The sequence below is a fragment of the Pantoea sp. ABR1s genome (assembly GCF_057812235.1).
Window position 1 is genome coordinate 1625996 of sequence record NZ_CM173823.1, and the last position, 22933, is coordinate 1648928.

The following is a 22933-nucleotide window of genomic DNA, read 5'->3' on the forward strand; positions in this document are numbered from 1 at the left end:
AGGCCCCGATTATGGATGATCAATTAAAGCTTTCACTGCCGCGTCGTCTGCTGAGCTATCTCATCTGCTCGCTGATCGCGTTTCAGCCACTGCTGCCCGCCTTTTCTGCGGCGATAGCGCCCGTCACAACAGGAACAAAAGTTGATGCTGCCGGGAATGGCGTGCCGGTCATTAATATCGCGACGCCGAATGCGGCGGGCCTGTCGCATAACCAGTATCAGAATTACAACGTGGGCCAGGAAGGGCTGATCCTGAACAACGCAACCGGCCGGTTGACGCAGACCCAGCTGGGTGGACTTGTCCAGAACAACCCGAATCTCAAAGCAGGGCAGGAAGCCCGGGCCATTATCAATGAGGTGGTGGGTGCTAACCGTTCACAGCTGCAGGGCTATACCGAGGTAGCGGGTAAAGCGGCCAACGTGATGGTCGCTAACCCTTATGGCATTACCTGTAACGGCTGTGGCTTTATCAATACGCCCAACGTCACACTGACCACAGGTAAACCGCAGCTTGATGCGCAGGGCAATCTGCAATCGCTGGAGGTGACGAAAGGCGCAATCAGCATTGAGGGTAAAGGACTGGATGGCAGCCAGGCTGATGCTGTCTCGATCATCGCGCGCGCAACCGAAATCAACGCGGGCATCCATGCCAAAGATCTTAATGTGACGCTGGGCGCAAACCGGGTCGGTGCTGATGGCAGCGTGACACCCATCGCGGGCGAAGGTGCTGCGCCAGCGGTCGCTGTAGATACCGGCGCGCTGGGCGGCATGTACGCAAACCGCATCCATCTGGTTTCCAGCGAAAACGGCGTTGGCGTCAATCTCGGCAATCTTAATGCCCGTCAGGGCGATATGGTGCTGGATGCGCAAGGTCGCTTAAGCGTCAACAACAGCCTGACCAGCGGCACCCTGACTGCAAAAGGCAGCAGCATCGCCCTGCAGGGCGAACATAAAGCGGGTGGTAACGTCGCACTGACAGCGCAGCAGGATATTGCCTTAAATGGGGCCTCGCTGGGCAGCGACGCCTCGCTGGATCTCAACAGTCAGGGCAGTATCACGCTTAAAGGCAGCAGCGTTAAAGCAGGCCAGAATGTGCGTCTCAGCGGTGCCAACCTGAGTGTTGATAACAGCAGCAGCGGTAGTGCGGTAGACGCGCTGCAACTCTCTGTCACCTCTCAGCTGGATAATGCCGGTCAGCTCGCCGCCGCAAAAACACTCGATATTCAGGCCGCGCAGATCGCTAACCGTGGCAGCCTGGCCAGTAATGGTGACGTGCAGGTTCGCACTAACACTCTGCAACAGAACGGTAAGCTGCTGGCTCAGGGTAAAAATACTTTGGCTGTGAGCGGACAGCTGACTAACCGCGATGAAATCAGTGGCAGCAGCCTGAACATTCAAAGCGGCACTCTTGATAACAGCGGCAAACTGATCAGTACGGGTGATGCCACGATCACGGCTAATCGTCTGAATCAGTACGGGATCTTTTCCGCACAGGGCAACACACTATTCAGTGTTGCGGACACCTTCAGCAACAGCGGCAATCTGGTCAGTCAGCGTCTGCAAATCGATGCCCCGACCCTGAATAACAGTGGCGAGATGATGAGTCATGGCGATGCCGTGATTAACAGCGATACGCTGCAACAAAACGGCTCCATCACTGCACGCGGTGACGCGCAACTGACCGCTCGTGGCAGGCTGGAAAATCAGGGGGCCATCAGCAGTCAGAACGCACTCATCCTGAACAGTGCACAACTGCGTAACATGGGCTCGTTAACCGCACCGAATCTGACGCTGATCGCCGCGCAAATCAGTAACGGCGGCCTGCTTCAGGGCTCTAATCAGCTCTCTTTACATGCCGGACAGCTGGATAACCTTGCTGCGGGGACGATCAGCTCCGATAACGATTTTGCGCTCGATTTGCCACAGCTTAATAACAGCGGATTGATCACCAGCGGCAAAACATTGGTTGTCAGCGGCGACCAGTTGAACAACAGCGGGGAAATCAACGCTGCCAGCCTCAGCGCCCGGTACGGGCATCTGGATAATCAGCTGGGTGGCAAACTGCTTGCCAGTGACCCACTCCAGCTGCACGGCGATGTACTGACTAATCAGGGCATCATCGCCGCCGCAGCGCTGAATAGCGATGTCAGCCAGATCAATAACAGCGGAACAATCCAGGGCGACAAGGCAGTATCGTTGCAGGGCAGCGGGTTAATCAACAGCGGCACGCTGCTCAGCGCAGGCCAGCTGAATGTGCAACAGCAGACGCTGGACAACAGCGGACTGATGCAGGGCAAACAGCTGACACTGAATGCTGACCGCTGGCAAAACAGCGGCAATGCCCTCAGTGAAGCCGACGCCGACCTGCAAAGCGACACGCTGGTCAATAGCGGCAAGATTCTGGGACAACAGGGCATCGCGCTAAAAGCGAATCACACTGACAACAGCGGCTGGCTGATTGCCCAGGCGCTGACGCTGCGGGGCGACCTGATTAACAGTGGCCTGATTCAGGGTAATCAGCAGATTACGCTGGAGGGCGACCAGCTGGATAATCAGCAGGGCGGACAGTTGCTGAGTGACGGCACCCTGAACGGCAACATCACTTCACTAAATAACCACGGCGCAATGCAGGCCGATCAGATGGCGTTAAACGCGAAGGCGTTGCAGAACAGTGGCACTGTTCGCGCCGGAAAGGCACTGACAGCCCATGTCGGGGGGGTGCTGGATAACAGCGGAAGCCTGATCAGCCAGCAGCAGATGAATTTACAGGCTGGGGAGATCGATAACAAAGGCACACTGGCGGCAGATAACCTCAGCCTGCATGCGCCAGTGCTCAGTAACGGCGGTCTGCTGCAGGGCAACAGCACCTTAACGCTGGATCATCAGCAACTCCACAACCTCCATGGCGGCCAGTTAATCGCCGGAGGACCGCTGACGCTGACGTTAGATCAACTGGATAACGACGGGCTGCTGCAGGTTAACGGTAAGCTTTCAGTCAACGGCAACCGTCTCAACAACAGCGGACGCCTGCTGAGCGATGACCTCGATCTTCAGATTGCCGATACGCTGAATAACAGCAGTACGGGACAGATCGTGACCGGCCAGCAGGCCGACCTGCATGCCCAAACGCTCAGTAACAGCGGCCAGATTGCGGCACAGCAACTCAGCGCCAGCGGTAATACGCTGGAGAACAGCGGACTGCTTCAGGGCGACAACCTGCTGGATCTCGGATTTGCTCAGACCCTCAACCACAACAATGGGCAACTGCTGAGCGGCGATCGACTGATCGTCAAGGGCGGTAACGCGATCAATGATGGCAGCTGGCAGGGCCAGCAACTCGACGTCACGCTGGATTCTCTCGACAATCGCGGCAACATCAATGGCATCAGCGCCTTGCGCGGTAATATCGCCAGCGATCTGATCAACAGCGGCACGCTGGTCAGCCAGGGAGAGAGCGACCTTAATGCCACCACGCTGCGCAACAGCGGCAAAATAATGGCGGACCGCCTGGGGTTGCAGGGCACCAGCCTGAACAACGACAGTCTGTTACAGGGCAACACGGCGCTGACTGCTCAGGCCGATAACATCACGCAATCTGCCGGTGGCAAAACGCTGAGCGGCGGAACACTGACGCTGACCGCGGGTCAGCTTAACACCCAGGGAACGCTGCAGGGCGAGCAGGCAACGGTTAACGCTGATAACTGGCTGCATCAGGGATCGCTGCTGGGCAGCAAAGATCTGAACGCCAGCATCAGCAATGAACTGCATAACACCGGCTCGTTGATGAGTCAGAACACTGCACAGGTTACGGCGAACACGCTGAACAACAGCGGCTCACTGCTCAGTGAAGGGGCGATGGTGCTGAACGGTGCCGCGCTGAATAACAGCGGATCGGTGCAGGGCAAAACCCTGACCATTTCACCCGCCAGCGTCATTAATCAGGGCAGCCTGATTGGTCTGCAGGCATTGACGTTTGCCGCTGCGCCACAGGTGGCCGGGCGAATGCTGCTCAGAGCGCTGGCCGCGCCATCACGTCAGCTGATCAATAACCAGGGAGGATCGCTGCTGACGCAGGGCACGCTGAACATTAACGGCGGGGACGTTGTTAACAACGGCAGCTGGCAGGGACAGCAGATCCTGCTGAATGCCCGGAAACTGACCAATAATGGCGCGATCCAGAGTGCGGATGCGCTGCAACTGATTCTGGCGGATCGCCTTGATACGGGCGCTGGCAGTAAGATCTCAGCGAATGGCACAGCGGCACTGCAGGCACTGACGCTGACCAATCAGGGTGAATGGATTGCCAGAAACCTGACGCTACGGGGCGACACGTTAAACAATAACGGCGCAGTCACCGGTGTGGAGGCGCTGACGGTTGGCCTTAACGGTGCACTGACTCAGCAGCAGGATAAAACGCTGCTCAGTTCGGGCAGGCTGACGCTTCAGTCCTCCTCGCTTAATAATGCCGGACGCGTGCAGGGCGGCGACCTGCAGATCACCACGGGCGCGGTTGATAACAACGGGCGCTTACAGGGTGACAACAGCCTGCTGGTCAATGCCGGTGGACGCGTCACCAACGGCGGCAATGGCGCCATGATCACGCAAAACGCCCTGACGCTGACCGGGCCTGAACTGTTCAACTATGGCCTGATTCAGGGCAATGGCAACGGTGTCGCGACAATAACCGGTTTAACGCAAAACGATGGGCGGTGGCTCTCGGGTGGTGCGCAGACATTGAATACGCCGCAGCTGAATAACAACGGCTGGTTACAGGCGTCGCAGCTGATTCTCAATGCCACCAATGCCAGCAATAACGGTACGCTGCTGGCCGATGGTCAGGGCACGCTGACCGGCAATGGCTTCAGCAACCAGGGCACAGTCCAGGGCGGCAACCTTGAGGTCAATTATCAGCAGGTAAACAACAGCGGCACGCTGCTGGGTAACAACCGGCTGAGCGTAATGGCCGCTCAGGTCAATCAGCAAAGCAGTGGTCGTCTGTTCAGTGGCGGCAGTTTACTGGTTCACAGCAATGGCTTTGATCAGACCGGTCAGGTTGTGGCACTGGGTGATGCCACGCTGGAGATCGCGAATGGTTTTACCGGTCGCGATGTGCTGGCTGCGGGCGGGCGACTCTCTGTCAGCAGTAATGGCGCGATAGACAACCAGGGCACGATGCAGGGCGGGGCGCTGACGCTGAGTGCAGGCGGCGATCTCACTAATAATGGTCAGCTCACTACCGGTTCGGGTGACAGTACGTTAAGCGGCAACCGCATCGCCATGAACGGGAATGGCAGTCTGCAGGGCGGCGGGAATATCAACTTAGCCAGCCGCAGCGATATCACTGTTGATGGTTTTACGGGTACGTTGGGCAATCTGACCCTCAGCGCACCGGGCAGCATCGTCAATAACGCGCTGCTCTATGCGGCCGGCAATCTCTCTCTTTTTGCCAACAGCATCCGCAACCAGCGTGCCGATATGCTGGCAGGCGGCAGTATGTGGTTGCAGGGCGATGCCGCGGGAAATGCTAACGGCGAGGTGATTAATAACTCCGGCACCATCGAAACGCAGAACGGCGATATCACGATTAATACGGGACATTTGCTGAATACAAGGGATGGGTTGAGTGTTTCTGAAACGCATAGCGCTTCAAACCAGACGGGACTAGGCGTAGACCTAATAAATGTTCCAATATCGGAATTTAAACCAGAGGAATATGGAGTATTCGTAAACTCAAGGACAACATGCGATTCATGGGGAAAAAATGGGCAAGGTTGTAAAACTTCAACAGCATATTACTACGTACCAACAAAAGAAGCCGCGATTAAGAGTTTTTCATTATCTAGCACCACTATAAACGTCACCAGTAATGGTGGTGCAGCTCGCATAGCCGCAGGACGTAATATTAATATAAGGGCAGGTTCGCTTGATAATCAGGCCAGTAATGTTCTGGCGCAAAGAGATATCTCTCTATCCGGAAATCAATTGAACAACCAATCCTGGCAGGCTGGGACACAAAGTACTTATTTTACTTATAAGCATGAAGGGATACTGTTTGATTACGCACACCTATATACAAGTACTAGTGAAAACGGTTATCAAAATACTTATGCTACTACCGGCTCTCGCAATAAGCCTAAAGTAAAATCAATAACATATACACTTTCAGATCAGGGGACGAGTTTCACTCCGGGAGAGCTCTACCGGTCGGTTATTCAGGCCGGAGGCAATGTCTCAGCTAACTTCAGCGGCGATATCAGCAACACCAACACCACAGCGAATGCCGGCTGGAGCGGTAACACCCTTTCGGCCCCCGCTTTACGCGGCTTAACCGCTGCAGGCACCGCAGGCGCGCAGTCTCATCAGCAACTGGCTGCTGCCGACAAAGCCGCAATTAATACCCCTCAATGGCGCGATCAGCTCCAGAATGCGTTGCAGCAGGTCAATGGCGCAGGTGCGCTGGAGAGTGCTTCACAGGGCAGCGCATCGCTGACGCAATATACAACTGCGGGTAAAAACAACGCAGCGCTGGGTAAAGCCGTCAACCTGACGAATGCTGCTCAGGGTCCTGCGTCGCTGCATAACTATAAGGCCGCTGAGGTTGATATCAGCGCCTATCCATTACCTTCTGGTCAGAACGGCTACTTTGTTGCGTCGAACACCAATAGCCGCTATCTGATTACCGTTAACCCCAAACTTAATGGCCTGGGCCAGCTGGATCAGAGCCTGTTCGGCGAGCTGAACGCAAAACTGGGCAAACAGCCTGCCACCACGCCATTACAGGAAACGCGCCCCCAATACACAGACGAGAACGCCTTCCTCGGCTCCTCATACATGCTTGATCGCCTTAACCTGAAGCCAGATTATGATTATCGTTTTCTCGGTGATGCGGCGTTTGATACCCGCTACGTCAGTAATGCAATACTGAATCAGACCGGTAATCGCTACATCAATGGCCTGGGATCCGATCTCGCCCAGATGCGCTATCTGATGGACAACGCTGCGGCTGCGCAGCAGTCGCTGGGACTGGAGTTTGGTGTCTCACTCTCTGCCGGGCAACTCGCCTCTTTAGACAAGAGTATAGTCTGGTGGGAAGCCACCACCATCAACGGTGAAACGGTGATGGTGCCGAAGCTCTATCTGTCTACAAAAGATGTGGAAGTGCGTGATGGCAGCGTAATTGCCGGTAACAACGTGACGCTGAAAGGCGGAAACGTCATCAACACCGGTAGTAGCGTGATGGCTAAAAACGATCTGACCATCGACAGTCAGAACACGCTCAGTAACCTCAACGCCGGTCTGCTCCATGCAGGGGGCGATCTGCAGCTTAGCGCACTGAATGATATCAACAACGTCAGCGCGACTATCAGCGGTAAAAAGGTGGCACTGGAGAGTGTTAACGGTGACATCAACAACCTTACCACATCACAGCTCTGGCATCTGGATGCAGACAACGGTAAGGGTGCGAAGAAATCCTATACCGAAACCCTGAGCGGGCCAACGGCGAGCATCACGTCACTGGATTCTCTGAGCCTTAAGGCGGGCAACGATATTACCGTCACCGGCGCTAACCTCAAAGCGGGTGGCGATCTGCTGCTGAACGCCTGGAATGATATTGCTATCACCGGGAACCAGAACGTCACTGGCAGCGCGCAATCCGGCTTCGGAAACCGCTGGCAAAAAGTTGACCCAACCAGCACAACCACCGTCACCACGGTCGGCAGCCAGATCGCCGCAGGCGGCAACATGGCGATGCAGGCGGGCCACGATCTGACTGTTACCGCCAGCAACATCAGCGCAGGTAAAAACGCGGCGCTGGCAGCCGGTAACGATCTTAATCTCAACAGCGCGACGACCAGCCAGAATGATGTGAAGGGTAAACGTGAAACCCATTCAACCGGGCTGGATCGCACGACGCTGACCAGTGGAGGCGATTTAGCACTTCAGGCCGGACGCGATCTCAATAGCCAGGCGGCAGGCATCGCCGCAGACAAAGACGTGACCTTGCTGGCGGGACGTGACGTCAATCTGCTGGCGGCTGAAACCGGTTCTGGTAATAGCTACAAATCCGGTAAGAAGGTTGAGATTAATGAGTCGGTACGCCAGCAGGGCACTGAAATTGCCAGCGGCGGGAGTACCAGGCTACTGGCGGGCAATGACATCACAAGCCAGGCCGCAACAGTCACAGCCAATAAGGATCTGGCGCTGCAGGCTGGACACGACGTCAATATCACCACTGCGACGGAGAGTGATTATGCCTACCGTGAAGAGACCAAAACCAAGAAAGGTTTCCTGAAAAAGACCACTACGCACACCATTCAGGAAAACAGCGACACCCGTGAAAAGGCTTCACAACTGAGCGGCAACACCGTGTCTGTCATTGCCGGAAACGACCTGAACGTTCAGGGCTCGTCTGTGGCCGGTGACAAAGGCGTCGCACTGAGTGCAGGCAATGACCTGAATATTGTTACCGCCACCAATACTCAATCTACCTACAGCCTGAAAGAGAAGAAGAAAAGTGGCCTGATGGGTGGTGGTCTGGGACTCAGCTACGGTAAGCAGTCTGCTAAAAGTGAACGTAACGGCGACCAGGTCACGCAGAGCGATGCGCGAAGCCTGGTGGGTGCAGGCAACGGTGTGGTCAGCATTACGGCGGGTAACAACGCGCTGATCAAGGGAAGCGACGTTATTGCGGGCGGCCAGAATGGCGAGATCAGCGTGACGGCGAAAAACATCGCCATCGTGTCCGGGCAGGACCTGGTGCGCGAAACCGCGAAGCAGGCGTCGAAAAGCAGCGGGTTTGGTCTGAGTCTGAACTTAACGCCACTGGACACCGTGCGCAATCTGCGTGACATCATGAACAACACCAGTTCGGTGTACGAGCAGATGAAGCAGACTGGCAATGAGTTGGGCGCCAGTTCGCTGGATTCTCCGGCGCCGGGACTGACCTATGGCCGTTCAGGCAGTAAAGTCAGCCAGAACAGCGAGAGCATCTATCAGAGCGGCAGCACGCTCAATACCACCGGAAATCTGCTACTGAAGGCCCGCGGCGATTCAGATACCCACACCGGCAACATTCTGGTTGAGGGCAGCAGCCTGAACGCCGGTGCCAGAGCCTCACTGGACGCTACCCGTAATATTGACATCACCACAGCCTCTGACAGCCAGAAGGCTGCCAGCAGCAGTAGCAGTAAGAGCTGGTCGGCAACAACATCAGCTTCAATTGGTGCGCTGGCACGTAGCGGCGGCGGGTCGCCAAACAATGGTTCGGCAGGGACTAATTACGGCTCGAAAAACAACCAGATGAGCGGTGATAGCAGCATGCTCGCGCAACACACTTCCGCAATAACCGCCGGTAGTGTTGACGTCACCAGCCATAAAGGTGACATCGCAATCAGCGGTTCAACCCTGACCGGCACCTCCGGCGTTTCGCTTAACGCGGAGCAGGGTAAGATCAGCGTCGTAGCAGGCGAAGACCGCCAGCAGGCATCGACCTCCGGGTCTGACCACGCTATAGGCGATCTGGGCGGCGATGGTTACAGCGGAACGGTTGGCGTGGGTCATAACAGCTGGAAAAACGCCAGCACGGGCACGCAGCAGAACACCGTACGCAGCGGTATCGTCAGTACGCTGGGTAACGTTTCGATTAATGCAGGCAAAGACGTTAACCTGCAGGGGGCTGACGTTTATGCAGGCAATTCGCTGAGCGTCAACGGTGAGAACATCCACCTCGATCCGTCAAAAGACACGCACGAAGGCAGCAGCAGCAGTAAATCCTCGCAGTATGGCATCACCGCGCAGGTCTCCGGCTACGGCGTGAGCATGGCGCAGGCGGCGGACAAGGTGGCTCAGTCGCACAAACAGAGTGATGATCCGCGCCTGCAGGCCATTTATGCCGCGCAGGCGGCCATGACCGCGCTGTCGGCTTACAACCAGAACACCGCAGCCGTCAAAGTCACCGTGAGCGCCACCGTGGGTAGCAGCCATCAGTCCGTGGAACAGAAAAGCACGCAGCAGAGCGGCAGTGTGCTTAAGGCGGGCGGCGACGTAGCAGTCACGGCTAAGCAGGACATCACAGGCGAAGGCGTAAAAATCAGCGGTGATAACGTCTCGCTGAATGCGGGGCGCGATATCGCCCTGAACAGCGCCGAGGACAGCAGCAGCCAGCAGTCAAGCAGCGGTGGCAGCAAATACGGCGTCGGTGTTGGCTTCGGCCTTGGCGGCAGCCAGAACGGCTTATCCCTTGAGCTGGCTGCCAGCCAGAACAGTGCAAACGGAAATGGCAGCAGCATTACTCATCACAACAGCGAAGTGTCCGCAGCGGGCGATCTGACGGTCAAAGCGGGTCAGGACGTCAAGCTGAACGGAGCAAACCTCAACGGCAATCACGTTGACCTCAACGCGGGCCGTAACCTGGAAATTGCCAGCCAGCAGGATCGCGCAAGCTACGACAGCCATCAGAGCTCATCAGGCTTCAGCGCCAGTATCTGCATACCGCCTATCTGTGCGGGCGTACCGGTGCAGGGCAGTGCCAGCATGAGCGGCAGCAAAATTTACAATGATTTTGATTCTGTACAGCAGCAGAGCGGGATCAGCGCGGGTGATGGCGGCTACAAAATTTACGTCGGCAACCATACCCAGCTTGATGGCGCGATCATCGCCTCATCTGCAACGCCGGACAAAAATCACCTCAGCACCGGGACGCTGGGCTGGACGGATATTGAAAACCACGCCAATGCGGGCGGCAGCGGCTTCAGCGCAGCTGTCAGCGGCAGCATGGGAAAAAACACTACTCATACATCTGACAGTTCAGGGAACGACACATCAAAATCTGGTCATTCCCAGCAGTCGGGCGATAACTCGCTGCCCATGGGCACGCTGCAGCAGACGAAAGACAGGGCAAGTTCTACCACCTACAGCGCCATCTCACCGGGAACGATTGAGATCCGCAATCCGGATGCGCAGAAGCAGGATGTGTCCCAAATCAGCCGCGACACCGCCGCGGCGGAGAATGTGCTGAAAGATAAGTTTGATGTGCAAAAAGCAGAAGGCAGCCTTGCCATCCAGCGAGAAATGGCCGTACTCGGACAGCAGGCGATTCAGCAGACCTTTGATGCGTTGAAGAAGCAGGAGAAAGAGCAGGAGAGAAACAAGCTTAAAAACGATGCTGCGTTCAATAAGCTTTCAGAAGCGGATCAGAAAAAAGCACTCGATAAAATCGATCAGAATGTTGAAGAGAAGTACGGTATCGGGTCAGACCTGCAGATTGCGGCACAGGCTATCAGCGGGCTGTTTGCCGGGCTGGCGGGCGGTAACGTCAGCGGCGCGGTGGCGGCAGGCGCAGCTCCATTGCTGGCGCAGATGGTCAAGCAGGTATCGCAGGGTAACGAGCCTATGCGCGTACTGTTGCACACGCTGGCGTCAGGGCTGATTGCTAAAGCGCAGGGTGGCAGCGCCATTGGCGGCGCAGCGGGTGGACTGACTGCAGGAATGCTCAGCTATAACGACGCGCTCAGCCACCTGCTATACGGCAAGGATGCTTCGGAACTGTCAGCCGATGACAAGATGCTGATTGCCAACATTGTAACGCTGGCAGGCGCAGCAGCGGGCGGTGCGGTTGATGGCAGCGCTGGGGTGGGTAGCGGGGCATCTGCCGGTAGAACTGAGGTTGAGAATAATGCGCTGGGTGCTTTGGTTGAGGGCGGTAAGCTTGCCGCACAAGGCTGTTCTAAGATTGCTGCCTGCCGGAATGCGCTGGTTGAGAAAGGCCTGGGGGCGTTGCTGGGCATAGGCGCAGCGAATACCGTGCTGGACAATCTCTCTGTTTCAGAGCAGGAATATGTCTTTAACGTTGCCATGACGGGCAAGGCTGATCTGATAGAGAAGTTAGCGCCAGAGCAGCGTGAAGCTTACGATTATATGGTAGGCCAGGATCAGAAAGGTCTAATCACTATCTTTCCGCAGCCGGACAGGGATCTTACGGGCGGTAAGCTGGTTAATCCGGTACACGATCAGAATAAAGGAACGACGCTCATCAGCCCGGATCAATCCGGTCAGAGGGGCGCGACAAATACCGGAAACACAGAAGGAAACACCGTTACAAGTGGGAATACTACGGTAACACCGATCTCTGACGGGCCGAATAAAGATGATTTGGCTTATTTATCAGATAATCATAACAATACCGACAAAACTTTCAGTAAGAATGTTGATCCAAAGACGTTAATTAGCAGACAAGATAAGAATGAAATGTCAGGTTCACAAGTAAAACGTCTTGTGAAAGATATGAAAGAAAACGGATTTGACGCGAATAATCCTGTTGATGTAGCTTTAGTAAACGGGAAAATGATTATCATTGACGGACATCATCGAGCTCAAGCAGCTGCAAAAGCTGGGCTCAAAGATATACCAGTTAGAATACATGAAGTGACTAAAGAGCAAGGTGAGCAGCTTTTGCGAGAAGCTGCTGAAGCAAGGGTGAGGTACTAATATGATTAATCAAATAGAAGTCATTCATTTCATAGAGTTACAGATAACTTTGATGAGGTCATTTTTCATTCATTATCCTTTAGTAAAGGATTTTAAATGGTTACTGGATTTTCCGAGCAAGGGGGTTATTTTGGTTGGCAATGAATCATGGGATTTTAAAAAACATGGAAAAGGGATTAGGTTTTTTAAAAATAACTCAAGCGCAGGAGTAGTGGTTGATATAATAGATAATGTTAACAATGCGAAAATAATTGACGTATGGCGATTGTCACAATATTTTTCGAATCATACTGATGATGAAATAAAAAGCACTTTAGATGAAATGGCTTCATCTGGGTTTTTACAAAAAATATCAGAACGGCAATACGAGTTTATTACGAGTTAATATAAAGAATTTTAACAATCACCTCGGGCATCGAGCCGGGATTTTGTTGTTGAGAATAATACGCTGAGTCTTAAACAGAACCAGTCTTGCGCAATTGAGATGACAAAGTGCCAGAGTGATTCTGACTGCGAAAAGAATGTCATTAAAAAGTATAGAAAGTTAAATGCAGAACAGCATCAGGGCGTTATTGGATGCACAGGCGCTAAGAATTGCGTCAACAAAGCTAATGAAGTTAGCCAACTGATGGCAGATTATGCCAATCGCGTAAATGAGCTAATGGAACAATCCCGCCTTCATGGCAACTTAAACACGTTTGAACAGTACGAACTATCAATCCTTCTGGCTGCTTCGATTCAATTGGAAGCGGATCGGTTGGCTGCTATTCACAATGCATTAACGTCGGGGGACTCGCCAGAAGCGAAGCAACTTGCTATAAACTCTCTGGCTCAGGCAGTTGGAACGAGCGCGGCAGGGATAGCAGCTGGAATCGGGAAAAATAAAGGAAGCGCGATGCCTGTTCCTATCCCAACCAGAGCTGAAAATGGGCTAGTTTATCAATCGAATGGTAAACATACGCCTGGGCAAGCCGGTTATAATAGAAACGCTGTAACCGAACCTACAAACTCTATTCAGTTGTTTAGTAACTCAGTAGAGAATGGTAAGAAAAGGTATGTATTGGACGAGAATGGCAATGTACATACGTTTACGAATACAAATGATGGTTCGTGGCATTGGTCAGGGAGCACGGGGGATGCATCAGTCCCAATCAAAAAAAGCGATATTCCCAACGCTGTTAAAAAATAATTTGGGTTACCTGGGAAATGGAGATAAATATGATTTTCGGTGATCCTTATCGGTTTGCTATCTGGATAGAGTGTATTCCTCAATGGAGTGAATCCTGTAAAAATGGTTTTTTTTATTTTTTTATAAATGGACATATGTATCCAGAAGATATCAGAACATCTACATTATCTGTTGATATTTATGATGTTATTGATGAAAGAAATGCCCTTCTTTCTTTTCCATGCAATGATGAGATCTTCAAGGCCACTACAACTGAAGCTTTTAATGCCTTATTTAAACTGACATATCCAGAATCGACACATGATGATGAATAACCTGAGCAAGTGTTTGATTTTTGCGCGTCTACTACAATCATTAACGACTCAGGGGCATATTTTTTTGCTATTGCAAATGAAAATTCAGTGAGGGTTGTTGGGGGTAAAATAACGGAGTTAGTTAACGGAGACAACGGAAGAACCTGGGTGGACATAGAACAACCAAACCTTGAGGATATTACCATTCCAAAAAATGAGATAAGTGAAATCATTGCGCATATAAAAAAATATTCATCTGATTTATTTTAGGTATCACTTTTAGATAGGTACGAACCGACTGCCGTGATGCTCAGCTATAACGACGCGCTCAGCCACCTGCTATACGGCAAGGATGCTTCGGAACTGTCAGCCGATGACAAGATGCTGGTTGCGAACATTGTAACTCATGCTAGCGCAACAGCGGGCGGTGCGGTTGATGGCAACTCTGAGGTGGGTAGCGGGGCATCTGCCAGTAGAACTGAGGTTGAGAATAACTATCTGAGTAGCACAGAGAAGAGCCGCCAGACATATCTCAACAATAAACAGAACCTGACGCCAGAAGAGCAGAAAGATAAGGAGAGGTTAAACCGTAAGGATCTGGAAAGCGATATGGCGGTTTATGCGGCCTGTAATGGCACAGGAGCTGGCTGTCAGGCAGAAAGAGCAAAAGCGAAAGCCGCGCAAGATACCTACTTCAACCAGACTTACCAGAATCCGAAAGAGGCTCAGGCGGGTTATCAGCAGATAGTGAACTTGCTGAACTCTACAGATCCGAATGCGAAGGAAGTATTCAATATTCTGGAAGGGTATACTCAGGCATTCATGTCGTTTGGGTACACGGAGGATGAGGCCAAAGCGAGAGCAGGAGCTTATGTTGGTTCCATGTACATCGCGAGTGGAGTGAGTGCTGTAGTCGCGTCTGGTGCACTGGCGAAGCAGTTTGGAAAGGATGTAGCGCTCAACAATAAAGCTTCGGCTTCAGGGGCAGCAAGTTCACTTGATAAGAATGCTGACTTCATTATTACAAGCGGGCCGAACGCAGGAAATCAGTAGACTTAATGTATACAACTAAAAATCTATCTCAAAAAGAAATTGATGGGATCAATAAGTTTTACGAAAAGAATATGACAACATCGAAATCGCCAGGAGACATACCTCATGGACAGGATCAGATCTTACAACATCTGAAGAAAGCAGATTTAGTCCCTGTAGACTTCAGTGTACTGACTCAAAAAAACCAAGCGATCTTTATGGATTTCATAAAGACATTGCCTAAATCACAACAAGATAAAATCATTATTATGAGGTGAGTCATGGGTGCTTATTTTGGTATTGGTTATAGAGCCCTAAATAATAACTATGGTGAGCGAAATTTAAGTGTAGTGCTAAATCGTCAAGCATCCGATGTATTGGAGGCGTTACTTGATGAAGTATTACAGGATAATTATCCTGTAATACATCAAAAAATCATGGAAGTTCAGGTTCTTGACCAGATAAATTTCAATGAGTTGAATAAGTCTGAATTCAATACATCTATTAAGGTTATTAGAGAATACTTAGCAGCTCGCAAGGAAACCAGTGAAGGGCAGTTATACCAAAAACGTATATGGGAAGAAGAGATAGAGCCATTAATTCAACAAGATGAACGTTATCAACAACAAAGTGAAGATAGGAGCCCCGGCTAGTTAGCCGGGGATTTTGGCGTTAATACCTTAAAAACATCCACTTCTCGCCGTTGTAACTGGAGCGCATTGGGAGCAGCGGTCAACTCAAACTGTTCAGCACTGGTAATGCCGGACTCGATGAGCCAGTCACTACCCAAATCCTGTCAGTCCTGGCTGGTTCCGCACAGTGCTTCCTAAGTGGCGTTGTTGGTAACGATAGAGATCCATAGAGTATGCTGCTAAAGCGTCTGTTGTATCGGAGTGCCGGTGGTAAATCCCAATGCGGCCAACGCGCCGCCTGCCAGTATCGGCTTAGGGGTAAAGGTGATGTTCATGCGGTTCCCTCCGTGTCGGACGTGATGCGAATGATCAACTGACCCGGCTCGTTGATCACCTCGATCCGCTGGCCAGTGGTAAAGCCCAGCGGCTCCAGCCAGCGGCCCTTAATAGTGAGTTGGGGCAGGGGATTCGGCTGGCCCCTATTAGGCCGATATCCGACTCTGTAATAATGCGCAGCGGTTGTGACCGTGCGTGTTCCTGACTTATGATGCTTATCAGCCATAATTAACTCCCGTATAGTTAGTTGTGGTCAGCGGCTGCTGCGGGTTGCCCCCCGCTTCAGCCGCGCTAAAAATCTCTTCTTGGGCTCTTCCTGTTCCGTTTTTACCTGTTTAAAGATACACCTTATGCCGGGAAAACTCGCTGAAAGCTAAGACATAAAATGCGATTCGCCTCTGAAAAATGGATTCTTTTTCCCGGTCTGAAATTCACTTATTCCTTCGTCCTGTAGCCTTCTGAAATATCAGTTGTGGGCGGGCTTTCATGCTGTAAATCCGCGTTAACCTGTCTTCAGTCTGTCTTCCTGATTACGCACGTATCGCCGCCGAAAATGATAACGAAAAGATTTCCCTGCTGGTGAAGATAGCGGCTGCAATGAGCGCTTCCGTCAGCGGTAGCCCGGAAGTGACAGCTACTATCTGTGCGGGATCGATCCGCGATTTGTTAATCAGACCGTCACGCCGCCAGATGGCACACAGAAGACTGATGCCGGAACATGCATCACCGCTAGCGGCGGCTTCAGCTTCACGTTCGGCAGCATGACCGGCTCCGCTGGCCTCAGCCTGAGCCAGAGCAAAGTGAACAGTGAGTATGCCAGCGTCGGCGATCAGAGCGGCCTGTTTGCAGGGAATGGTGGCTATGACATCTATGTTGGCAACCACACCCAGCTGAATGGCGCGGTGATCGCCTCAACGGCGCAGTCCGCGAACAATGCGCTCTCCACCGGTACGCTGGGCTGGTCTGACATCGACAACCACGCTTCTTACAAAGCCAGTAGCTCATCCATCAGCATGGGTGGAGGTAACGAAGATAATAAAATGTCAGGCGGTGCGATACCAACCTCTGCTAATACCCATGGCAGTGCATCTGGCACCACCCGTTCAGCCGTGGCGGACGGTACCATCACGGTACGTAACGGTCAGGCTCAGACACAGAACGTCGCCGACCTGAGCAGAGATACCGACAACGCCAACGGCCATATCGACAAGATATTCGACAAGGATAAGGTCGCACGCAAGCTTGAGTTTGCACAGGGAATGCAGGAGCTGGGTCAGCGCGTAGCAGGCGATGTCAGCAGCTACAAAATGCAGGCTGCTGAGGATGAAACCAGAGAAAGGTTGCTGAAAGCAAACCCGCAACTTGCTGGTTATTCAACCGATGCATTAAACACTTTAATCGTAAATGATCCCGGCTATAAGGCCGTTGCAGAAAAGTGGGGCACAGGCGGCAGCTATTCCATGGCAGCAGCAGCGGTTACTGGCGTGCTGGGTGGCCTTGGCGCAGGTAACCTGGGTGCAGCTGCAGCAGGTGGAATGGCGCCTTACATCGCCAATAAAATTAAGCAAGCTACCAGCAAAGTTGTCGACGGACAGGAGCAGACTAACGTCCTGGCTAACACCATGGCGCACGCAGTTGCGGGTGCCGTACTGGCGCAGCTTGCGGGCAACAACGCAACAGCGGGTGCAGCGGGTGGCGAGCTGATGGCCAGAGCTATCCTCAACTCAATGTATCCCGGCAAGCAGGCCAGCGAACTGACGCAGGAACAAAAGCAGGTTGTCAGCGCACTCGGCCAGCTGGCTGCGCAATTGTCGGCGGGAGTGGCTTCTGGTTCTGTTGAAGGTGGGATTCAGGGCGGGGTTGCGGGTAAAAATGCGGTTGAGAATAACGCGCTGAGTCCGGTGGATTTTGGACAGGGAATGGCTGACTATGCCCAAGCTCAGACTTCGCTAGGTACGTCAATGATACAAAGCGGCGCATCTGCGGACGAAATATCTGCGGCTCTGGCTAAAGCTGCTCAGGGAGATATGCCGGAAGGACAGGATGCTGCTAAAGGACTGTTGATCGCGTGGGCTGAATTCTTTGGAGTGCCGGTCAGTGCTCTGACGGCTGACGGAGAAATGACTCCGCAAAGAGCAGCGGAAATACTGGCCAGTGGTATACCGGCAAGTGAAGCGAAACTGGTACAATATGTTGCAGCTAAGGCATATTTAACCATTGCTAAGAGTGCGGATCTTGGTTTGTCTGCTGAAAACCAAAAATATGTTGATATTCTTTCACCGGAAGCGAAACAGCATATTTTATATGGGGATAGTCCCACGCAGGGGGGGGCATCTATATCCCGGCAATCCAGGAAAAACCGTCTTCCCTCAAAGCTGGTCAGCAGACAAGGTTGTTCATGTGGTAGGTGATATCGCTACTTCTCCTGATACCCAGTGGTTTGCCCAGACTGGAACGGGAGAAGCTTATACAAAGGCCGGGAAACCAGCAAGATGGGTTGCATGGTCGGAGCAAGATGGTGTTAGAGTTCGTGTGGTATACGAGCCAGCTAGCGGGAAAATAGTAACGGCGTTCCCGGATAGCAATCCGACGCCTCCAACATTAAAACCGATTAAGAATTAGAGTGTATACAATGGATATTAATAACAAAATTAAATTATTGGGTGAAGGATTAAAGGATCGGCTGGATCCTTCTCTGATTGATTTTGCGCTTGAGTATATTGGGTTCTCAGAGAATATATTAGCGTTCGAAACTATATGTGATCACATTGCTGAACATGATATTGTGATTACTAAAGATGAATATTCTCAAATACTTAAAATAGCGAATGATTTTGGTCTGGAAATTGACAATAGATATACATATATCAACCCAGAGAAATAATATTCTAAAACCCACAAGCAATCCCGGCCATCGCGCCGGGATTACTTTTTTATCAGTCAGTTACCCTTCAGCTGCCAGCCGGATGATCAACTGCCCCGGCCCGGTGATCACCTCGATCTTCTGCCCGGTGGTAAAGCCCAACGGCTCCAGCCAGCGGCCTTTAATGGTCAGCTGTGGCAGCGGGTTCGGCTGGCCCCTATTAGGCCGGTATCCGACTTTGTAATAATGCGCGGCGGTTGTGACCGTGCGGGTTCCTGACTTATGATGCATGTCAGCCATAATTAACTCCCGTATAGTTAGTTGTGGTCAGCGGCTGAAACGGGGGCCAACCCGCTTCAGCCGCGCTAAAAATGTCTCGTTAAGTGCTTCCTGTTCCGATTTAACCTGTTTAAATATACACCTTCTGCCGCATAAACTCGCTGAAAGCCAAGTAATAAACTGCGAGGCACCTCTGTAAAACGGATTATTTTTTCCGAGCATTATTTCACTTATCCCTTCTTCCTGAAGTGCTTCACCGCGAGGAAAAATCAGGCCTGCTCGGCAGCTATTCTATCGCAGCGGTGACGGGCGCGCTGATGGCCAGAGCTATCCTCAGTTCAATGTATCCCGGCAAGCAGGCCAGCGAACTGACGCAGGAACAAAAGCAGGTTGTCAGCGCACTCGGCCAGCTGGCTGCGCAATTGTCGGCGGGAGTGGCTTCTGGTTCTGTTGAAGGTGGCATTCAGGGGGCGGTTGCCGGGAAGAATGCTGTTGAGAATAATACACTGGGAAATGATGAAGAGGAGTTGCAGCGGGAACATGGTAATCGCCCGGTTAAAATAATTTCTATCAAACCCGCACAAGCTGGAATTGTAGATGATGAGGGCAGTATCAGGTCGGTTTGGGGTAAGGTTATATTGCCTTTTGCTATCAAAGATTTGCCCGCAACAACAGGAAAGGCCGGAACATCCAGTGAGTCAGTTAAGGATGCAAAAGTCGTAGAGCCTTATATTACAACTAGTCCTATAGCTGTTAGTGGCACAAGAGCAATTGATAAAGAGTAAAGCTACGAAAGTGGCCTTAGAGAGAAATATGGTAATGTACCTTACACCGAGCGTCAGTACACAACTATTATCAGTGGGAAACGTGTTAACGGTATGGCTGATAATGTAACTATTATCGACGGTCAACGGACTGCTGTTGAAGCTAAGTTTGTAGAGGATTGGGGTAACTCGCTTCGAAACCCAATAAGCTCAGTGGGTTCAAAGCCTTGGTCAGTTACTGAGCAGACTAAAATGTTAGATCAAGCCAGGAAGTATTCGGCTGCTTTCGAGGGTGGAGTGATTTATCATACTAATAGTCCAGAGTTAGCCGACCATTATTCAAAATTCTTTGCTGATGCTGGTGTTAATAAATTTATAATTACTCCAGTTAAATGATGAGGTGATGTATTGACAAGATTTGTAAAAGAATTGGAGAAGGCTTTTGGCTCAAAGTTTGAAGCTTCTAACTCTCGGGTTATTCCTGGGAAAGATGGTGCAACCACCAGGAAAACGGTTTATTTCTCTGATGATGGAAAAAATAAATTCAGGAAGCAATTCAAGAATATCACCTGTTTTACTGATCCTCCTAATGCAACTGAGGGTGGAGTCAATGAGGTTGGCTGTAGTATAACTCCAGTAGAAGGCCCGCTCTTTCATTCTATTGAATGTCATGGAGATATTGAAGGGTGGGAAAAGGATATTAAAGCAGGTGCAAAAGGGCTAAGGTTGCTGTTGGCCAATATTGATGGCGATAATTTTGTTATTTCTGATGGCCGATCAGTCCCGCTGTCAGAATGCAAAATTGTATTATGCTAAGCATTTCTTATCTTTAATTTCGGCTTTTATTATTCCAATTTTTTTATATTTTTTATATTTTTTATATTTTTTATATTTTTTGATTGAAGCTATATTAAATTTTATTTTTTTCACTACTCTCAACTTATATTTTTTGAAATTAAATATTTTTAAATCTAAATCCTCATATGTTCTTTTCAGGTTAAATGAAACCTCTTATAGGGTAAGGTATGTTTAAACTCAAACCACTTTAGGCGTTGTTCATTTTTTAGAGATTTCCTTTCCAACAGTATGTTTGCGTGTAACTGACAATAATATCATGCGAAAATAAATTGGTGCACTGGGTGGGATGGCGCCGTATAACGCCAATAAAACTAAAGACGCAACCAGCATATTAGTCGACGGCAAAGAGCAGACCAATACCATGGCGCATGCGGTTTCGGGGACCGGAAATGCAGGTCAGGCGGTCGCAGGTGGCCTTAATCCGTGGGCAGCTCAGCTGATTAAGAAGGAAACGACCGACGCTTCCGGAAACGTTGATGTGGCAACCAATGCCATGGCACATGCCGTGTGGGGTGCAGTATCATCGCAGATGTCGGGCGGCAGGACTGGCGGGCGGCATGGTGGGCAACAGCAGTGCTGCGGCGACGAGCGGCGCGATTGCGGGTAAAAATGCGGTTGAGAATAACTCGCTGAGCGGTGATAAAGCCCGTCAGTCAGTAAAAGAAAGTGCGGAATGGTGGAAGAAACAGGTTCGCGATAAGCTGGGTGACGGCACTACATCGGCTATCGCGAACAGTATTATCAATGCTGTCGCTGATACTGGTGATGCTGCATTAGGTAGAACAGATTATGTTGCGGATGGAGCGATGGCACTGGCGTCATGTGCTGTCGGAGATGGTTATTGTAATAAGGCTTTAAGCGATCTGGCAGGTAAAAATCAGGCAGCAGCCGATGTAGTGAAAGCGCTGATGAAGAGTGAAACCTGGTCAGCAGTAGCCGACACGCTTAAACAGGCGTTTGGTGGCAATCAGGCCGCGCTGGAAGCGACAGGCGGAATATTTTCACCTGGTAAGAAAGAGCCGGAATTTAGTGCTGTACTGGGAAAAACAGAAAAGCTGGTCAAGAATACAGATGGTATTTACGAAGTAAATGTTAATGTCACACCACTTGAAGGGCATGGCCGACTTAACACTCCGGATCTGGGGAGGCAACGGTAAGCTAAAGCCGGCAGAAGCCGTATCCGCGGCACAATTAGAGCCTGTTCTTGGTACAATGGAACGTTATACGCCACCACCAGGGATGATTACTGATAAAACACCTGACTTTGTGATTACGTCTGGCCCCAATAAAGGTAAATCCGTCGATGCTATGTATACAACCGATAGGTTGTCACAGAAAAAATAGACGGATTAAACAAATTCTATGAAAAAACATGATTTCAGGAAATGGGCAAAAAGTCATTCAGGAACACTTGGAAAAAGCTGACTTTGTTCCTGTCGATTCTAGAGTGCTAACGTCTGCCAATAAAAATTTTTTCATGAATTATATAAAAACAATACCTGAAGCACAGCAAGATAAAAGTATCATCATGAGGTAATTGGTATGGGAGCAAGTATTTATTTTTGTAGAGATGAAACTATCGAAAAACCTGAGAGTAGACTTACCTCTGCGTTTATACATAGTAGCTATTGGGATGCTTTTGGCGACCTGCTGGATGGTGTTTTTTTACCCAGCCATCCCAAGCTGAATGAATTAATAAAGTCAGAAGAAGGAGAGTATTTGAAATTTTATTCATTTGTTGAGTTAGATAAGGCTGACTTCAACCAGGCTGTTAAGCTAATCAGGGATTATATTGCAAAGCAGCAAAATCCGACTGAATGGCAAAGCATGGCGAAGGTTGTATGGGAAGATGTCGCAGAACCTTACATTATTCAGGATGCACGTTATGACGTTAACCCTGAGTAAAATAATGGTCAATCAAACTGATATTCAATATTAAATTGATTAATCCCCCGGCTTTTGAGCCGGGGTTGTATGTCCTGCGCTTATTACTTTCAGACAAGATTTTTTTCAGTACCGCTTTATGGCGGCACTCCAAAACGCCTTGATCAGAGCGACACCCCGACACCCAAACACGTGGGTCACCAGTAAATTATCATGGCAGGATCCGCAATGTGCTGGCATTTGTTGCCAACCGTGCTGACATTCAAACCCGCTGACGCCTCGCACTGATCGTTGCCCCTTGCAGATTATGACAATTGC

Annotated in this window: 19 protein-coding genes; 17 read left to right on the top strand and 2 right to left on the bottom strand. The window is 51.0% G+C overall.

Going from position 1 to position 22933, the window contains the following annotated elements; translation table 11 throughout:
* Window positions 1-11: 11 nt before the first annotated feature.
* From ACXKZD_RS07400 to ACXKZD_RS07430, 7 genes are all read left to right on the top strand, one after another.
* On the top strand, window positions 12-12485 hold the full coding sequence (locus ACXKZD_RS07400; RefSeq protein WP_488981976.1) for a hemagglutinin repeat-containing protein: 12474 nt from the start codon (window positions 12-14) through the stop codon (window positions 12483-12485).
* Window position 12486: 1 nt separating this feature from the next.
* Window positions 12487-12870, top strand: a complete 384-nt coding sequence (locus ACXKZD_RS07405; protein ID WP_033788410.1) for a DUF6896 domain-containing protein — start codon at window positions 12487-12489, stop codon at window positions 12868-12870.
* Between the two features lie 99 nt (window positions 12871-12969).
* Window positions 12970-13674, top strand: a complete 705-nt coding sequence (locus ACXKZD_RS07410) for a hemolysin/hemagglutinin-like protein HecA precursor (protein WP_488981977.1) — start codon at window positions 12970-12972, stop codon at window positions 13672-13674.
* Window positions 13675-13703: 29 nt separating this feature from the next.
* Window positions 13704-13988 carry an Imm42 family immunity protein gene (locus ACXKZD_RS07415; RefSeq protein WP_488981978.1) on the top strand — a complete coding sequence of 95 codons (285 nt, stop codon included), beginning with the start codon at window positions 13704-13706 and terminating at the stop codon, window positions 13986-13988.
* A gap of 285 nt (window positions 13989-14273) precedes the next feature.
* A complete protein-coding gene (locus tag ACXKZD_RS07420) occupies window positions 14274-15020 on the top strand; it encodes a VENN motif pre-toxin domain-containing protein (protein WP_488981979.1) in 747 nt (248 codons plus the stop codon).
* 5 nt (window positions 15021-15025) lie between these two features.
* Window positions 15026-15277, top strand: coding sequence for a hypothetical protein (locus ACXKZD_RS07425; RefSeq protein WP_488981980.1), 252 nt, complete (start codon window positions 15026-15028; stop codon window positions 15275-15277).
* A 3-nt stretch (window positions 15278-15280) separates the two neighbouring features.
* A complete protein-coding gene (locus ACXKZD_RS07430; protein ID WP_033758207.1) occupies window positions 15281-15652 on the top strand; it encodes a hypothetical protein in 372 nt (123 codons plus the stop codon).
* A gap of 310 nt (window positions 15653-15962) precedes the next feature.
* On the opposite strand, the gene ACXKZD_RS07435 is transcribed toward ACXKZD_RS07430, so the two are convergent.
* Window positions 15963-16193 carry a SymE family type I addiction module toxin gene (locus ACXKZD_RS07435; protein WP_033758206.1) on the bottom strand — a complete coding sequence of 77 codons (231 nt, stop codon included), beginning with the start codon at window positions 16191-16193 and terminating at the stop codon, window positions 15963-15965.
* A 574-nt stretch (window positions 16194-16767) separates the two neighbouring features.
* Here ACXKZD_RS07435 and ACXKZD_RS07440 point away from each other — a divergent pair.
* Genes ACXKZD_RS07440 through ACXKZD_RS07450 form a run of 3 tightly spaced genes read left to right on the top strand, consistent with a single transcriptional unit; the run spans window position 16768 to window position 18851 of the window.
* A complete protein-coding gene (locus tag ACXKZD_RS07440; protein ID WP_488981981.1) occupies window positions 16768-18378 on the top strand; it encodes a VENN motif pre-toxin domain-containing protein in 1611 nt (536 codons plus the stop codon).
* Window positions 18272-18589, top strand: coding sequence for an EndoU domain-containing protein (locus ACXKZD_RS07445; RefSeq protein WP_072014600.1), 318 nt, complete (start codon window positions 18272-18274; stop codon window positions 18587-18589). Before ACXKZD_RS07440 ends, ACXKZD_RS07445 begins: the two co-directional genes overlap by 107 nt.
* A gap of 10 nt (window positions 18590-18599) precedes the next feature.
* Window positions 18600-18851: a MafI family immunity protein gene (locus tag ACXKZD_RS07450; RefSeq protein ID WP_033758203.1), complete on the top strand. Its 252-nt coding sequence runs from the start codon at window positions 18600-18602 to the stop codon at window positions 18849-18851.
* Window positions 18852-18911: 60 nt separating this feature from the next.
* On the opposite strand, the gene ACXKZD_RS07455 is transcribed toward ACXKZD_RS07450, so the two are convergent.
* Complete coding sequence (locus tag ACXKZD_RS07455; protein ID WP_033758201.1) at window positions 18912-19130, bottom strand: SymE family type I addiction module toxin; 219 nt, start codon at window positions 19128-19130, stop codon at window positions 18912-18914.
* A gap of 296 nt (window positions 19131-19426) precedes the next feature.
* On the opposite strand from ACXKZD_RS07455, the gene ACXKZD_RS07460 reads away from it, so the two are divergent.
* From ACXKZD_RS07460 to ACXKZD_RS07490, 7 genes are all read left to right on the top strand, one after another.
* Window positions 19427-19894, top strand: a complete 468-nt coding sequence (locus tag ACXKZD_RS07460) for a VENN motif pre-toxin domain-containing protein (RefSeq protein WP_139016382.1) — start codon at window positions 19427-19429, stop codon at window positions 19892-19894.
* Between the two features lie 93 nt (window positions 19895-19987).
* Window positions 19988-20269 (top strand): hypothetical protein, encoded by a 282-nt coding sequence (locus ACXKZD_RS07465; RefSeq protein WP_139016381.1) that lies wholly within the window; start codon window positions 19988-19990, stop codon window positions 20267-20269.
* Between the two features lie 12 nt (window positions 20270-20281).
* Complete coding sequence (locus tag ACXKZD_RS07470) at window positions 20282-20689, top strand: hypothetical protein (RefSeq protein WP_072014599.1); 408 nt, start codon at window positions 20282-20284, stop codon at window positions 20687-20689.
* Window positions 20690-21288: 599 nt separating this feature from the next.
* On the top strand, window positions 21289-21888 hold the full coding sequence (locus ACXKZD_RS07475; protein WP_033758198.1) for a VENN motif pre-toxin domain-containing protein: 600 nt from the start codon (window positions 21289-21291) through the stop codon (window positions 21886-21888).
* Between the two features lie 55 nt (window positions 21889-21943).
* Window positions 21944-22075, top strand: a complete 132-nt coding sequence (locus tag ACXKZD_RS07480) for a hypothetical protein (RefSeq protein WP_413787415.1) — start codon at window positions 21944-21946, stop codon at window positions 22073-22075.
* Between the two features lie 28 nt (window positions 22076-22103).
* Entirely contained in the window at window positions 22104-22268 is a 165-nt protein-coding gene (locus tag ACXKZD_RS07485) for a hypothetical protein (protein ID WP_158001810.1), read from the top strand.
* 5 nt (window positions 22269-22273) lie between these two features.
* A complete protein-coding gene (locus ACXKZD_RS07490) occupies window positions 22274-22636 on the top strand; it encodes a hypothetical protein (protein WP_033758197.1) in 363 nt (120 codons plus the stop codon).
* The last annotated feature ends 297 nt before the right edge of the window (window positions 22637-22933 follow it).